Annotated in this window: 13 protein-coding genes; 7 read left to right on the forward strand and 6 right to left on the reverse strand. The window is 50.7% G+C overall.

The window, feature by feature from the left end; translation table 11 throughout:
• The 3 genes from copD to pphA all read left to right on the forward strand — a co-directional run bounded on the left by copD (nt 1) and on the right by pphA (nt 2,278).
• Nucleotides 1-873 carry a copper homeostasis membrane protein CopD gene (copD, locus tag HEN33_RS01235; RefSeq protein ID WP_000879324.1) on the forward strand — a complete coding sequence of 291 codons (873 nt, stop codon included), beginning with the start codon at nt 1-3 and terminating at the stop codon, nt 871-873.
• Between the two features lie 12 nt (nt 874-885).
• The gene (locus HEN33_RS01240) at nt 886-1,227 is read left to right on the forward strand and encodes a YebY family protein (protein WP_000976467.1); all 342 of its coding nucleotides are present in this window, start codon (nt 886-888) and stop codon (nt 1,225-1,227) included.
• Nucleotides 1,228-1,621: 394 nt separating this feature from the next.
• Nucleotides 1,622-2,278, forward strand: coding sequence for a protein-serine/threonine phosphatase (pphA, locus tag HEN33_RS01245; RefSeq protein ID WP_000812737.1), 657 nt, complete (start codon nt 1,622-1,624; stop codon nt 2,276-2,278).
• Here pphA and HEN33_RS01250 read toward each other — a convergent pair whose 3' ends face one another.
• From HEN33_RS01250 to yebS, 5 genes are all read right to left on the reverse strand, one after another.
• On the reverse strand, nt 2,279-2,470 hold the full coding sequence (locus tag HEN33_RS01250) for a YdfD/YebW family protein (RefSeq protein ID WP_001296140.1): 192 nt from the start codon (nt 2,468-2,470) through the stop codon (nt 2,279-2,281).
• 104 nt (nt 2,471-2,574) lie between these two features.
• Nucleotides 2,575-2,811, reverse strand: a complete 237-nt coding sequence (locus HEN33_RS01255; RefSeq protein WP_001295499.1) for a YebV family protein — start codon at nt 2,809-2,811, stop codon at nt 2,575-2,577.
• Nucleotides 2,812-2,928: 117 nt separating this feature from the next.
• Nucleotides 2,929-4,368 carry a 16S rRNA (cytosine(1407)-C(5))-methyltransferase RsmF gene (gene rsmF / locus HEN33_RS01260; protein WP_105271124.1) on the reverse strand — a complete coding sequence of 480 codons (1,440 nt, stop codon included), beginning with the start codon at nt 4,366-4,368 and terminating at the stop codon, nt 2,929-2,931.
• A gap of 79 nt (nt 4,369-4,447) precedes the next feature.
• Nucleotides 4,448-7,081, reverse strand: a complete 2,634-nt coding sequence (yebT, locus tag HEN33_RS01265) for a lipid-binding membrane homeostasis protein YebT (RefSeq protein ID WP_001360729.1) — start codon at nt 7,079-7,081, stop codon at nt 4,448-4,450.
• The gene (gene yebS / locus HEN33_RS01270) at nt 7,050-8,333 is read right to left on the reverse strand and encodes a membrane integrity lipid transport subunit YebS (protein ID WP_001353151.1); all 1,284 of its coding nucleotides are present in this window, start codon (nt 8,331-8,333) and stop codon (nt 7,050-7,052) included. Before yebS ends, yebT begins: the two co-directional genes overlap by 32 nt.
• 129 nt (nt 8,334-8,462) lie before the next feature.
• Here yebS and msrC point away from each other — a divergent pair, with 129 nt between their 5' ends.
• The 4 genes from msrC (at nt 8,463) to htpX (ending at nt 12,896) form a co-directional block, all read left to right on the forward strand.
• Nucleotides 8,463-8,960: an L-methionine (R)-S-oxide reductase gene (gene msrC, locus HEN33_RS01275; RefSeq protein WP_001043890.1), complete on the forward strand. Its 498-nt coding sequence runs from the start codon at nt 8,463-8,465 to the stop codon at nt 8,958-8,960.
• Nucleotides 8,961-9,056: 96 nt separating this feature from the next.
• A complete protein-coding gene (gene proQ, locus HEN33_RS01280) occupies nt 9,057-9,755 on the forward strand; it encodes an RNA chaperone ProQ (protein WP_000431368.1) in 699 nt (232 codons plus the stop codon).
• A 19-nt stretch (nt 9,756-9,774) separates the two neighbouring features.
• Nucleotides 9,775-11,823 (forward strand): carboxy terminal-processing peptidase, encoded by a 2,049-nt coding sequence (gene prc, locus HEN33_RS01285; protein WP_001055790.1) that lies wholly within the window; start codon nt 9,775-9,777, stop codon nt 11,821-11,823.
• A 191-nt stretch (nt 11,824-12,014) separates the two neighbouring features.
• A complete protein-coding gene (gene htpX / locus HEN33_RS01290; protein ID WP_000984517.1) occupies nt 12,015-12,896 on the forward strand; it encodes a protease HtpX in 882 nt (293 codons plus the stop codon).
• Between the two features lie 45 nt (nt 12,897-12,941).
• Here htpX and HEN33_RS01295 read toward each other — a convergent pair whose 3' ends face one another.
• Complete coding sequence (locus HEN33_RS01295; RefSeq protein ID WP_039020728.1) at nt 12,942-14,315, reverse strand: MFS transporter; 1,374 nt, start codon at nt 14,313-14,315, stop codon at nt 12,942-12,944.
• Between the last annotated feature and the right edge of the window lie 24 nt (nt 14,316-14,339).

Below are 14,339 nucleotides of genomic sequence, written 5' to 3' on the forward strand. Positions count from 1 at the left end.
ATGCTGGCGTTTACCTGGATCGCGCTGCGATTTATCCATTTCACCTCGCTGATGCTGGTTTTTGGCTTCGCAATGTACGGTGCCTGGCTGGCCCCCTTAACGATTCGTCGCTTGCTGACGAAGCGTTTTCTGCGTTTACAACAGCACGCTGCCGTCTGGAGTTTGATTAGTGCCACTGCAATGCTCGCCGTTCAGGGCGGGTTGATGGGAACGGGATGGTCAGATGTATTTTCGCCAAACATTTGGCAGGCTGTTTTGCAAACGCAGTTTGGTGGTGTCTGGTTATGGCAAATTGTTCTCGCCCTCGTAACGTTGATCGTCGCCCTTATGCAACCGCGGAATATGCCACGTTTGCTGTTTATGCTCACTACCGCGCAATTTATTCTGCTGGCGGGAGTCGGGCATGCGACGCTGAATGAAGGGGTAACGGCGAAAATCCATCAGACTAATCACGCGATTCACCTGATCTGTGCGGCGGCGTGGTTTGGAGGATTACTGCCGGTGCTCTGGTGTATGCAACTCATCAAAGGCCGTTGGCGACACCAGGCTATTCAGGCGCTGATGCGTTTTTCCTGGTGCGGGCATTTTGCGGTGATCGGCGTACTGGCAAGCGGCGTGCTTAATGCATTGTTGATTACCAGATTTCCCCCCACGCTTACGACTTACTGGGGCCAACTCTTATTGCTCAAAGCCATCCTGGTGATGATTATGGTGGTCATCGCGCTGGCTAATCGTTATGTTCTTGTACCGCGCATGAGGCAGGATGAAGATCGTGCGGCTCCCTGGTTTGTGTGGATGACTAAACTCGAATGGGCGATAGGTGCGGTAGTGCTGGTGATCATCAGCCTGCTTGCGACTCTCGAACCTTTTTGATGGATTACGAAAATGATGAAAAAAAGTATTCTGGCGTTTCTGTTACTCACCAGTTCTGCAGCGGCGCTGGCGGCACCGCAGGTGATTACCGTCAGTCGTTTTGAAGTGGGTAAAGACAAATGGGCATTTAACCGCGAAGAGGTGATGCTGACATGCCGACCGGGCCATGCGTTGTATGTTATTAATCCGAGTACCCTCGTGCAGTATCCTTTGAACGATATCGCACAAAAGGAAGTCGCCAGCGGGAAGACCAATGCCCAGCCCATTTCGGTGATTCAGATTGATGATCCTAACAATCCAGGTGAAAAAATGAGTCTGGCACCGTTTATAGAGCGAGCTGAAAAACTCTGTTAATTACCTAAAATAGCCTTTTGATTTCCAATAAAAAACCGCCTCAGTTCTTTCACCAGAACAGGCGGTTTTTAACATTTAAGCTGATGACCACCACGCTTTTTATTGACCATTTTGCACGCAAACTGGAAAACCTGGCGTCGTCATCTATTCTTAAAGGGCAAGGCAACTAAGCCTGCATTAATGCCAACTTTTAGCGCACGGCTCTCTCCCAAGAGCCATTTCCCTGGACCGAATACAGGAATCGTGTTCGGTCTCTTTTTATCTGTTAAAAGCCAGAAGCATTCCCTTCGCTGACTTTATAGTCAACCATAACACACACTCTACTGTCTGAGTCCAGCGTTTTTTAACATTATTGTTAAGATTATGTGATCTTTAGCGCGGGAGGAAAATATTGATGAAACAGCCTGCGCCCGTTTATCAGAGAATTGCGGGTCATCAATGGCGACATATCTGGCTTTCAGGCGATATACACGGTTGTCTTGAGCAGTTGCGCCGCAAATTATGGCATTGTCGTTTTGATCCGTGGCGAGATTTACTTATCTCAGTGGGAGACGTTATCGATCGTGGGCCGCAAAGTTTACGTTGCCTGCAGTTACTGGAACAACATTGGGTTCGTGCGGTAAGAGGCAATCATGAACAGATGGCGATGGATGCGCTGGCATCCCAGCAGATGTCTTTGTGGTTGATGAATGGCGGCGACTGGTTTATTGCGCTGGCAGATAATCAACAGAAACAAGCGAAAACGGCGCTGGAAAAATGTCAGTATTTGCCTTTTATTCTTGAAGTACACAGTCGCACCGGCAAACATGTTATTGCCCATGCCGATTATCCGGATGATGTTTATGAATGGCAAAAGGACGTCGATTTGCATCAGGTCTTGTGGAGCCGCTCACGATTACGTGAAGGCCAAAAAGGGCAGGGAATTACAGGTGCTGATCATTTCTGGTTTGGTCATACACCGTTGCGCCATCGCGTGGATATTGGCAACCTGCATTATATTGATACCGGCGCTGTCTTTGGGGGCGAACTGACTCTCGTGCAACTGCAATAATTAAAAATCACCGTACTCCTGTGCAGGTCGCCAGAAACCATCTATAAAATCCTCAATCGGAAAACAACCGCCATGGCGGATCCGTTGATCGCTCATAGAATAAAGACACTGCTGTTCCGTGTTGTAGACATCCACAACAATATCTTCACAACCGCCATCCAGGTAGCAAACAAAAAGTACCAGCGCGAACATTTCATCCCCGAAGTGTGGTGCCGTACCGTTAAGTTTAGGAGAGATTTTACAACGAGGGAATAACCAGGATAAATAACCCGCCATGCCGACGGGTTCTTTTTGGATCAGGCAAGACGCATAATCCAGGCATCAGATTGTTGATCGTAACGGGTACGGTAAAGGACAGAGTGTTCGCCATTTAGCAGGGCAGGGATACTGGTTTCAGCATCCCAGGCATCCAGTTGCATACATAAATCGGGGTCTGATTTACAAGGAATGGTTAACGTTCGATCACCCGGCGATTCGCCGTGTAATTCGCCGTCGTCGATTTCAAAAGCGCCTATGCGCACACTGGTTTTCATCTTCGTGCTCTCCATTTAGCTGCCGGTTGTGGTACGACCAGTCCGATCGCACCATTTTTCAGCCTAGTTGAGGCAGCCGAATGTGCCAGTCAAAAAGTGCGCTTTTTTTGTGCGCTTTCAGGCGTTACCGGTAAAAAGCTTCCCGTCGCGCACCAGTTCACGCGGGTAGCTGTTTTTCAGTCGCGAACCAATCCGTTTGGCTAAACCAATCGGCTGATGCTGGAAAGTAACCAATACATCATCCGCTACTGGCGCGGCTTGCGGGTAAACATCGCGCCCGCGATACCATTCTTCCGCTTCCTGCGGTGTCAGTTCAAAAGCGTTCACATTGTCGGGGGAGGCAAGGGCAATAACCGCTTCATGCTGCCAGCGATAACCTTTGTTATGTGTTTCGGCAAGTTTAATCCCCAACCGAGAAAATCGGACTTTACCGATCAAGGCTTCAATGCCCACCGGGAACAACCACAGTTCTTTGTCGCGTTGCCAGAGTCGCAGGTTTCCATCCCAGTTTAAGCCAACACTTGCAGCCGCCTGACGAATTTGACCGGCTTCGCGATCTTTCACCGGGCTAAACGGGAAATTGCCCACTTTGTATTTTGGGGCGGGTAAGACGGGGATCGCCTGAGTTTTACGCAGACGAGCAACGAAGAAGCCTTCGCAGTCGTAAATTTGTGGGAAAACATGCAAAAAGCCTTCTTCGGTCAGCGCCTTATTTGCACCAGGGAAGAGATCGCCAAGCGGTAAAAACTCTACTGCGTCGGGGTAAGTCTCTTTCAGCCACCGGCAGACGGCTTCATTTTCTTCCTGGTTTAAGGTACAGGTCGAGTAAATCAGCGTACCGCCAGGGCGTAATGCATGAAAGGCGCTGTCGATCAGTTCCCGTTGGGTAGCTGCGATTTCCTGATTGCTTTCTGGTGACCAGTTTTTTAGCGCATCGGGATCTTTACGCACCACGCCTTCGCCGGAGCAGGGAGCGTCCAGCAAAATGGCATCGAACATTTCTGGCACTGCCGCACCAAATACACGGCCATCAAAATGCGTGAGCGCAACATTACGGATGCCACAGCGGCTGATATTGGCATGTAACACTTTTACCCGACTGGCGGAAAACTCATTGGCAAGGATCGCCCCTTCGTTATTCATCCGCGCGGCAATTTGCGTCGTTTTGGAGCCGGGCGCGGCAGCGACATCCATCACCCGCTGTGGTGCATTACCGTCAGCAAACAAGGCGGCGACGGGCAACATTGAACTGGCTTCCTGAATATAAAACAGGCCACTTAAATGCTCGGCGGTACTACCCAATGGCAAGGCATCTTCATCGTTGCGTTCAATCCAGAAACCTTCTTCACACCACGGAATTGGCGTAAGCGTCCAGCCATAAGGGGCGGTTAATTGCAGGAAATCAGCAACGGAGATTTTCAGCGTATTAACGCGAATACTACGGCGCAACGGGCGCTGACAGGCGGCAAGAAAATCATCAAATGAGAGCGTCGAAGGCATTGCTTCGCGCATTTGTGTCAGAAAGGCGTCCGGGAAATAAACGGTGTGTTGGGCCACGAGCATGTACCACTGGCAAAAAAACAGGCGCGCAGTTTAGCATAAACGCTCCGGCGCAGGCACGCCGGAGCAGTGGGCATTATTTGGGAAGCGCTGTTCCCCATTCACGCCACTCTTTCGGTTCACTTTCCTGCAACAGGAAGTGCTTGCCTTCCTGGGCTTTCGGTGCCAGCGGCGTACCCGGAGGCGTAGCGAAGGCGATGCCGCCACGGATAAACTGGTTAAAGGTGCCGGTTTTCACGACGCCGCCCGTCAGACCAAAGTCCAGACTGTAACCCGATGCCAACCAGAAGACGGAATTGTTACGCACCAGGTGTTGATAGCGTTTACTGATGCGCATCGCAATCATCACGCGATCTGACAATGTCCCCAGCGTCATTCCGGTAACCGTACCGACTTCCAGACCACGGAACAGCACAGGCGTACCGATGCCTAACGAACCGGCTTCCGGCGCTTCAACAATAATGCTTAAGCCATCCAGGTAACGCGAATCAGTTATGGTGGCCTCTTGTAATTCAAAGTCGCGGCGAGGATTGCCCCGGCCTGGTTCGACGTTGATATACGGCTGGAGGATAGTATCAAGATGCTCAACGCCAGCTGCCGAAATTTGCGGTGTGACCACTGAGAAGCGTGTACCACCGCGTGCAAAGGTCTGGACATATTCCGGATAGAGTACCGCCTTTGCCTGTACTTCATTGCGCGCGGTAATCAGATCCAGCGTCTGGATTTGCCCGATATCAATACCGAGATAGCGAATTGGCATCCCGACCGCCAGTTTTCCGGCATCGAAAGCGTGAAGCGTAATTTGCCCTCCAACCGCACGGGCCGCTGTTTCGGAAGCATACAGAATTCGCTTGTCGCCTTTACGCTGACTGGCGCTGGCACCGCTGAGGTTATCGAAGCTAATAGCCCCCTTTAATGCTCTGGAGAGCGGGGATGCCTGTACAGTCAGACCACTACCATTTAGCTGAACTTTCGCCCCACCTTCTGCCCAGAACACGCTGTTGCTGGTCAGAAGGTTGCGATACTCCGGCTTAATATGCAGATCGATATCAAACGCGTTAGCTCGCGGACGCACAGTAATAACTTCACCAACTTCAAATTTACGGTACAGCACTACCGATCCTGCCTGCACATCTGGCAATGTCTCTGCACTCAAACTCACGGTTGTGGTGGGTAAATCGCTAAGGCTGTTCTCCAGCGCTTTTTCCAGATTGGCATACAGTGGATAGCTGGCTTTCATCTCGCCTTTATCGCCTGGCAGAATACGTATCCCGCCGTTAATCCATTCTGAGGCGCTGGCACCGAGAAACTCAACGCCATCCAGCCCCACCTTCACGTCGACACGGCTGTTGACGACAAATTTGCTATCGCCTTTTACCAGTTCGCGATGCTGAGGCTCGATGGCGACGGTAAAGGTGACGCCTTTGCTGGTGAGTTTACGATCAATAACCTGGCCTACCTGCACGCCGTGAAGAATGAGCGGCTGACCAGCATCAATGCCGTAACTTTCTGGTGCTGTCAGGGTCAGCGTCAGAACATCTGGCTCATGGAGCAGGGCTTTTTCGCCAGGAACAACAATAAACTCTTTACGTGGCTCACCGTCGCCCGGCACCAACTCGAAGGTTTTGCCGGTCAGCAAGGCACTGAGATTAGCATCGCTAAGGGATAATTTTGGATTACGTAATTCGATGCGGGTATTTTCCCGTAACAGCGTGACGACGCTGGGATCAACGGTCATTTCCCCAGTGACTTTACCACCAGGATTTAAATCCAGTTTAGTCAGCTGTCCGACTTCCAGCCCCTGATACATTAACGGCGTCGAGTCGGCGGTTAATCCGGCCCCACTCGGCAGTTCCAGTTTTATTATTACGCCACGCTGGCTGTGGGCGAGATCTTCATAAAGACCAAAGGTATCTTCCGCCTCGGCAGGTTTCGACTCTTCAGGTGAATCGAAGGCAATCGCACCGTTAACCAGTGCCGCCAGACTTTCCAGTTTCACCTTCGCACCACTGATACTGACGTTGGCATCAACGCCAGAAACGTTCCAGAAACGGCTACCTTTTTTCACCAGGTCGGTAAAACGCCGCTCGATCAGGACATCAATCACCACACCTTGTTTATTGGGATTGATGGCATAGTCGTAGACTTTACCCACCGGGATCTTGCGGAAATAGACCAGTGAACCACTGTTCAGTGAACCGAGATCGGGGGCTTGCAGGTGGATCATCAGATCGCCGTTATCCAGCCGATATTTTGGTTGGGTGTCGAGTGCGACAAAGTGATCCTGCTCTTTACCTTTACCCGGCATCATGCCGATATAGTTACCACCGACGAGGGCGTCCAGCCCGGAGACACCTGCCAGTGAGGCCTTTGGCGTCACCAGCCAAAACTGTGTCTCTTCGCGCAGCGCATCTTTCATATCGGACTTGATGCTGACTTTAACTTCAATCTTACGAAGATCGTCGCTCAGGCTGATATCCTGCACTGTTCCGACTTCAACACCCTGATAACGAACAGGCGTTCGGCCGGGGACGATACCGTCCGCCGACATAAAGTCGATGGTGACGGTATTACCCCGATCCTGATAACTGTCCCAAATCAGCCAACCGGCAATCATAAGCGCGATGAACGGCAGCAGCCAGAAAGGTGAGATACGGCGTTTATTTTTAATCTGCGCTTCAGTCGTCGAAGCGGGCGTTTCCTGACTCATGTGCATCCCAAAGTAAGCGGCTGTCCAGCCATTCCACAGCAAGAATAGTCAAAATTACCGCTGCGCCGAAATAAAACGCAGCCGGTCCCATAGTAAAAGCGAGGATCTGATCGCGATTAATCAGCGACATGGTTAAAGATATGACAAACAGGTCGAGCATCGACCAGCGACCAATCCAGGTCACCATCCGCAGTAACAGAATGCGTGTGCGTAAACCTTGCTGGCATTTAAAATGAATGCTCAACAGTAAAGTGAACATGACGATCACTTTAGTAAACGGCACCAGAATACTGGCGATAAACACGATTCCCGCCACCGCAATGTTGCTACTTGCCAGCGACATAATCCCGGAAAGAATCGTATCTTCCTGCCGTCCTCCGTTCAGATAAATGATAGAAATAGGCAACAGGTTGGCAGGTAACAACAACACGATTGATGCTAACAACGCCGCCCAGCATTTTTGCAGACTATGACGGCGACGCAGGCGTAGCGGGATATGGCAACGCGGGCAGCGACCACGCTGATCAGGATAGCCGGTAAAATGGCACCCAAGACAGACACGGAGTTTCTCGTCCCTACGCGTAGCGGGGCGCTGTGGATAAAATCGCGCCCACAGTTCCTCGACATTAAGATGTGACAACGTCACCGTGATCAATATCACTAATGCAACAAAAGAGAACAGACCAATACCCGCCTGAATGTGCGCATAATCCTGCACCTTTATAGAAGCAACGCCAATACCGACCAGATAGATGTCCAGCATCACCCACTCTTTCAATCGCTCAAGCATCAGCAGTACCGGGCGTAGATTCATTCCCAGTCGGTTACCAAACCATAAATAAGCTATGGAGGTCACCAGAATAAGGGGGGCACCAATAACGCAAAAAAAGACCATCGCCCCCGTTATTGCATCGCCCTGTTTGGTCATTTGCCAGATGCCTTGCATGACATTGGCGTCAATACGAATACCTAACAGCCAGATATGCAACAGCGGTTCGCCCCAGGCAAACGGCATCAGCAACAGCATGGTGAATGCCATTGCTGCCAGGCGCGTTAGCGACCAGTCGCGCCCGTCACGAATTTTTGCCTGACAGCGCGGACAATAGGCACTTTGATGAGAGTTTATCTCGGGTAGGCTAAACAGCATGTCACATTGCGGGCAACGTTGGTAATCACCACGCGGCAGTTCCTCGCCAATTGCCCTCACTGTTATCTTTTTTGTCGGCGTAATTTGTGGTGTGTTAAGAGCCATGACGTGCCAAATGTAATAAGAATTAACATTAATCTTAACCCATGATGGGAATGATCTTGAGCATTAACGCATTTAATGCTTATTTTAATAGGCTGGCAGTTCCAGGTAAGACAACCAAGTGATTACATAATGAACAAAACAGAATTTTACGCGGATTTAAACCGTGACTTTAACGCGCTGATGGCGGGAGAAACCAGTTTTCTGGCAACGCTGGCAAACACCAGTGCGTTGTTATATGAGCGTCTCACTGACGTAAACTGGGCAGGTTTTTATTTGCTTGAGGACGAGACGTTGGTTCTCGGACCGTTTCAGGGCAAAATTGCTTGTGTACGCATCCCCGTCGGGCGCGGTGTGTGTGGCACTGCAGTTGCCCGTAATGAAGTGCAGCGAATCGAGGATGTTCACGCTTTTGATGGGCATATTGCCTGTGATGCAGCAAGTAATTCTGAAATTGTCCTGCCGCTGGTGGTGAAAAATCAGATTATTGGTGTTCTCGATATCGACAGTACCGTCTTCGGTCGCTTTACAGACGAGGACGAGCAGGGCTTACGTCAGCTTGTGGCACAGCTTGAAAAGGTGCTTGCAATGACGGATTACAAAAAATTCTTTGCGAGCGTCGCAGGATAATCAACGGATAACGTAGCATTTACTGATGGCGTCATTATAATGACGCCTGTTCATGCCTGCGCTTGTTGGCTACGTCCGTTGTAATCAGGAAATTTCATGGAAAATCAACCTAAGTTGAATAGCAGTAAAGAAGTAATCGCGTTTCTGGCCGAACGTTTTCCCCACTGTTTCAGTGCGGAAGGTGAAGCGCGTCCGCTGAAAATCGGTATTTTTCAGGATTTGGTCGATCGTGTTGCCGGGGAAATGAACCTGAGCAAAACGCAATTGCGATCCGCTTTACGTCTCTATACCTCGAGCTGGCGTTACCTTTACGGTGTTAAACCCGGCGCAACGCGTGTCGATCTTGACGGCAACCCATGCGGTGAGCTGGACGAGCAACATGTAGAGCATGCTCGCAAGCAGCTTGAAGAAGCGAAAGCACGTGTTCAAGCACAGCGTGCTGAGCAGCAAGCGAAAAAACGCGAAGCTGCCGCAGCTGCTGGTGAGAAAGAAGACGCACCGCGCCGTGAACGCAAGCCACGTCCGACCACGCCACGCCGCAAAGAAGGCGCTGAGCGTAAACCACGTGCGCAAAAGCCGGTAGAGAAAGCGCCAAAAACAGCAAAAGCACCTCGCGAAGAACAGCACACCCCAGTTTCTGACATTTCAGCTCTGACTGTCGGACAAGCCCTGAAGGTGAAAGCGGGTCAAAACGCGATGGATGCCACCGTATTAGAAATCACCAAAGACGGCGTCCGCGTCCAACTGAATTCGGGTATGTCTTTGATTGTGCGCGCAGAACACCTGGTGTTCTGAAACGGAGGCCGGGCCAGGCATGAACATGTTTTTTAGGCTTACCGCGTTAGCTGGCCTGCTTGCAATAGCAGGCCAGACCTTCGCTGTAGAAGATATCACGCGTGCTGATCAAATTCCGGTGTTAAAGGAAGAGACGCAGCATGCGACGGTGAGTGAGCGCGTAACGTCGCGCTTCACCCGTTCTCATTATCGCCAGTTCGACCTCGATCAGGCATTTTCGGCTAAAATCTTTGACCGCTACCTGAATCTGCTCGATTACAGCCACAACGTGCTGCTGGCAAGCGATGTTGAACAGTTCGCAAAAAAGAAAACCGAGTTGGGTGATGAACTGCGTTCAGGCAAACTCGACGTTTTCTACGATCTCTACAATTTGGCGCAAAAGCGCCGTTTTGAACGTTACCAGTACGCTTTGTCGGTACTGGAAAAGCCGATGGATTTTACCGGCAACGACACTTATAACCTTGACCGCAGCAAAGCTCCATGGCCGAAAAACGAGGCTGAGTTGAACGCGCTGTGGGACAGTAAAGTCAAATTCGACGAGTTAAGTCTTAAGCTGACAGGAAAAACGGATAAAGAAATTCGTGAAACCCTGACTCGCCGCTACAAATTTGCCATTCGTCGTCTGGCGCAAACCAACAGCGAAGATGTTTTCTCGCTGGCAATGACGGCGTTTGCTCGTGAAATAGACCCGCATACCAACTATCTTTCCCCGCGTAATACCGAACAGTTCAACACTGAAATGAGTTTGTCGCTGGAAGGTATTGGCGCAGTGCTGCAAATGGATGATGACTACACCGTTATCAATTCGATGGTAGCAGGTGGCCCGGCAGCGAAGAGTAAAGCTATCAGCGTTGGTGACAAAATTGTCGGTGTTGGTCAAACAGGCAAGCCGATGGTTGACGTGATTGGCTGGCGTCTTGATGACGTGGTTGCCTTAATTAAAGGGCCGAAGGGCAGTAAAGTTCGTCTGGAAATTTTACCTGCTGGTAAAGGGACCAAGACCCGTACTGTAACGTTGACCCGTGAACGTATTCGCCTCGAAGACCGCGCGGTTAAAATGTCGGTGAAGACCGTCGGTAAAGAGAAAGTTGGCGTGCTGGATATTCCTGGCTTCTATGTGGGTTTGACAGATGATGTCAAAGTACAACTGCAGAAACTGGAAAAACAGAATGTCAGCAGTGTGATCATCGACCTGCGTAGCAATGGCGGTGGGGCGTTGACCGAGGCAGTATCGCTTTCAGGCCTGTTTATTCCTGCAGGTCCGATTGTTCAGGTCCGTGATAACAACGGTAAAGTTCGTGAAGACAGCGATACCGACGGTCAGGTCTTCTATAAAGGCCCGCTGGTGGTGCTGGTTGACCGCTTTAGTGCTTCGGCTTCAGAAATCTTTGCTGCGGCAATGCAGGATTACGGTCGTGCGCTGGTTGTGGGTGAACCGACATTTGGTAAAGGCACTGTCCAGCAGTACCGTTCATTGAACCGTATTTACGATCAGATGTTACGTCCTGAATGGCCAGCTTTGGGTTCTGTTCAATACACGATCCAGAAATTCTATCGCGTTAACGGCGGCAGTACGCAACGTAAGGGCGTAACGCCAGACATCATCATGCCGACAGGTAATGAAGAAACGGAAACGGGAGAGAAATTTGAAGATAACGCGCTGCCGTGGGATAGCATTGATGCTGCAACCTATGTGAAATCAGGCGATTTAACGGCCTTTGAACCGGAGTTGCTGAAGGCGCATAATGCGCGTATCGCGAAAGATCCTGAGTTCCAGAACATCATGAAGGATATCGCGCGCTTCAACGCCATGAAGGACAAGCGCAATATCGTTTCTCTGAATTACGCGGTGCGTGAGAAAGAGAATAATGAAGATGATGCGACGCGTCTGGCGCGTTTGAACGAACGCTTTAAACGCGAAGGTAAACCGGAGTTGAAGAAGCTGGATGATCTACCGAAAGATTACCAGGAACCGGATCCTTATCTGGATGAGACGGTGAATATCGCACTCGATTTGGCGAAGCTTGAAAAAGCCAGACCCGCGGAACAACCCGCTCCCGTCAAGTAACATCAATCAGGCACAAGAAATTGTGCCTGATTTTTTAACAGCGGCAAGATGCCGTAAATCAGATGCTACAAAATGTAAAGTTGTGTCTTTCTGGTGACTTACGCACTATCCAGACTTGAAAATAGTCGCGTAACCCATACGATGTGGGTATCGCATATTGCGTTTTGTTAAACTGAGGTAAAAAGAAAATTATGATGCGAATCGCGCTCTTCCTGCTAACGAACCTGGCCGTAATGGTCGTTTTCGGGCTGGTACTGAGCCTGACAGGGATACAGTCGAGCAGCGTTCAGGGGCTGATGATCATGGCCTTGCTGTTCGGTTTTGGTGGTTCCTTCGTTTCGCTTCTGATGTCCAAATGGATGGCATTACGATCTGTTGGCGGGGAAGTGATCGAGCAACCGCGTAACGAAAGGGAACGTTGGCTGGTCAATACTGTAGCAACCCAGGCTCGTCAGGCGGGGATCGCTATGCCGCAAGTGGCTATCTACCATGCGCCGGACATCAACGCTTTTGCAACCGGTGCGCGCCGTGATGCCTCTCTGGTTGCTGTCAGCACCGGTTTGCTGCAGAACATGAGCCCGGATGAAGCCGAGGCGGTAATTGCTCACGAAATCAGCCACATCGCCAATGGTGATATGGTCACCATGACGCTGATTCAGGGCGTGGTGAACACCTTCGTTATCTTTATTTCCCGTATTCTGGCGCAGCTGGCTGCTGGCTTCATGGGCGGTAACCGTGACGAAGGTGAAGAGAGCAACGGCAACCCACTGATCTACTTTGCCGTCGCGACGGTGCTGGAACTGGTGTTTGGTATTCTGGCGAGCATTATCACCATGTGGTTCTCGCGTCACCGTGAATTCCACGCCGATGCGGGTTCAGCAAAACTGGTTGGTCGTGAGAAAATGATTGCCGCGCTGCAACGTCTGAAAACCAGCTATGAACCGCAAGAAGCAACCAGCATGATGGCTTTCTGTATTAACGGGAAGTCGAAATCGCTCAGTGAGTTGTTCATGACTCACCCGCCGCTGGATAAACGTATTGAAGCTCTGCGTACGGGTGAATACCTGAAGTAATATGAAGTAAATACTAAAAAGCGCGTCCTGATCGACGCGCTTTTTTTATGCCCTGGATCGTGGCTGGGTAATACGTAAGCCACTGACACAGGCAGCAATCACTGCCAGAATAGCCGCAGCCATCAGCGAGACGTGTGTACCATTATCACCAAACTGATTTAGCATCAGCGCCACCAGCGCCGCGCCACTACTCTGACCCAATAGACGAGCCGTCCCTAACATGCCACTGGCCCCACCGCTACGTTCGCGCGGAGCGGAGGTAATAATGGTGTGGTTATTGGGTGACTGGAATAAGCCAAATCCAGCGCCACATAAGATCATCGGCCAGATAATATTGATATCCGCAGGTGACGCGGGCAGCAGAACCAGGGAAAAAAGCCCCGCAGCCATGATGAACAACCCTAAAGCACCCAGCAATCCTGCATGTACGCGTTCAATCAAATAGCCTGCCAGCGGAGCCATCACCATTGTTGCTAACGGCCACGGTGTCAGAAGTAAACCTGTTTCGACTTCACTACGCCCGAGCACGGTTTGCAGGTAAAAGGGCAGGGAAACCATTGCCAGCATTTGTGCGCAGAAAGAGCAAACAGATGTGCAAATAGAAAGTGAAAACAGCGGGATACGCAGTAAATCCACCGGTAGCAGCGGTACGGGAAGAGAAAGCTGGCGGCGAATAAAGAAAATACCAACGACAACCATTACCACCAGTTCCGCGCCAATCAACGTCAGCGATTGCCCCTGAGCGAAACCACTCAATGCAGTAATAAGCAGGCCGAAGGTTAACGCGTTCATCACGGCGCTGGGCAGGTCGAAACGGGGTTTACTGGCACGAGAGCCATTGGGTGGCAGAAAACGCATCGCCAGAAGCAGGGCGATAATACCCAACGGTACGTTGATTAAAAATAACCATTTCCAGGATGCGATGGAGAGGATTGCTGCAGCAATTGTCGGCCCGGCAGCAGAAGAGACGGCAACAATAAACGAGTTTACGCCCATCCCTCTACCCAGAAAACGTTGTGGATAGATCAGGCGGATAAGTGCGGTATTAACGCTCATCAACGCTGCACCGCCGAAACCTTGTATGACACGAGCAAGGGTGAGCATTTGTAGCGAATCAGAAAGGGCGCAGAACAGTGAAGACAACAGAAAAACGACCAGACCGCATTTATAAATACGTCGATAGCCAAACATATCGCCCAGAAACGAAAACGAGAGCAGGGAGATGACAATGGCGATTTGATAGGCGTTCACTACCCAGATGGAACTGGCCGGTGTGGCATGAAGGTCTGTGGCGATTGTTGGCAAGGCGACGTTGGCGATTGCGCCGTCAAGCACAGCCATCGAAATACCAATCACAATGGTTAATATCGCACCGTATCGCTGGGGCAATGGCAGGCCGTCGGCCTGAACTTTTGGCATAGGAATTTTATATCTTTGGTGAAT

Source organism: Escherichia sp. 94.0001 (assembly GCF_013369155.2).
GTDB lineage: Bacteria > Pseudomonadota > Gammaproteobacteria > Enterobacterales > Enterobacteriaceae > Escherichia > Escherichia coli_F.

Bases quoted from the DNA above. Each gene is read 5' to 3' on its own strand.
- msrC (WP_001043890.1), top strand. From the start codon at position 8,463: ATGAACAAAACAGAATTTTACGCGGATTTAAACCGTGACTTTAACGCG.
- HEN33_RS01250 (WP_001296140.1), bottom strand. From the start codon at position 2,470: ATGTTCGCGCTGGTACTTTTTGTTTGCTACCTGGATGGCGGTTGTGAA.
- pphA (WP_000812737.1), top strand. From the start codon at position 1,622: ATGAAACAGCCTGCGCCCGTTTATCAGAGAATTGCGGGTCATCAATGG.
- HEN33_RS01295 (WP_039020728.1), bottom strand. From the start codon at position 14,315: ATGCCAAAAGTTCAGGCCGACGGCCTGCCATTGCCCCAGCGATACGGT.
- yebT (WP_001360729.1), bottom strand. From the start codon at position 7,081: ATGAGTCAGGAAACGCCCGCTTCGACGACTGAAGCGCAGATTAAAAAT.
- prc (WP_001055790.1), top strand. From the start codon at position 9,775: ATGAACATGTTTTTTAGGCTTACCGCGTTAGCTGGCCTGCTTGCAATA.
- HEN33_RS01240 (WP_000976467.1), top strand. From the start codon at position 886: ATGATGAAAAAAAGTATTCTGGCGTTTCTGTTACTCACCAGTTCTGCA.
- HEN33_RS01255 (WP_001295499.1), bottom strand. From the start codon at position 2,811: ATGAAAACCAGTGTGCGCATAGGCGCTTTTGAAATCGACGACGGCGAA.
- copD (WP_000879324.1), top strand. From the start codon at position 1: ATGCTGGCGTTTACCTGGATCGCGCTGCGATTTATCCATTTCACCTCG.
- proQ (WP_000431368.1), top strand. From the start codon at position 9,057: ATGGAAAATCAACCTAAGTTGAATAGCAGTAAAGAAGTAATCGCGTTT.
- htpX (WP_000984517.1), top strand. From the start codon at position 12,015: ATGATGCGAATCGCGCTCTTCCTGCTAACGAACCTGGCCGTAATGGTC.
- yebS (WP_001353151.1), bottom strand. From the start codon at position 8,333: ATGGCTCTTAACACACCACAAATTACGCCGACAAAAAAGATAACAGTG.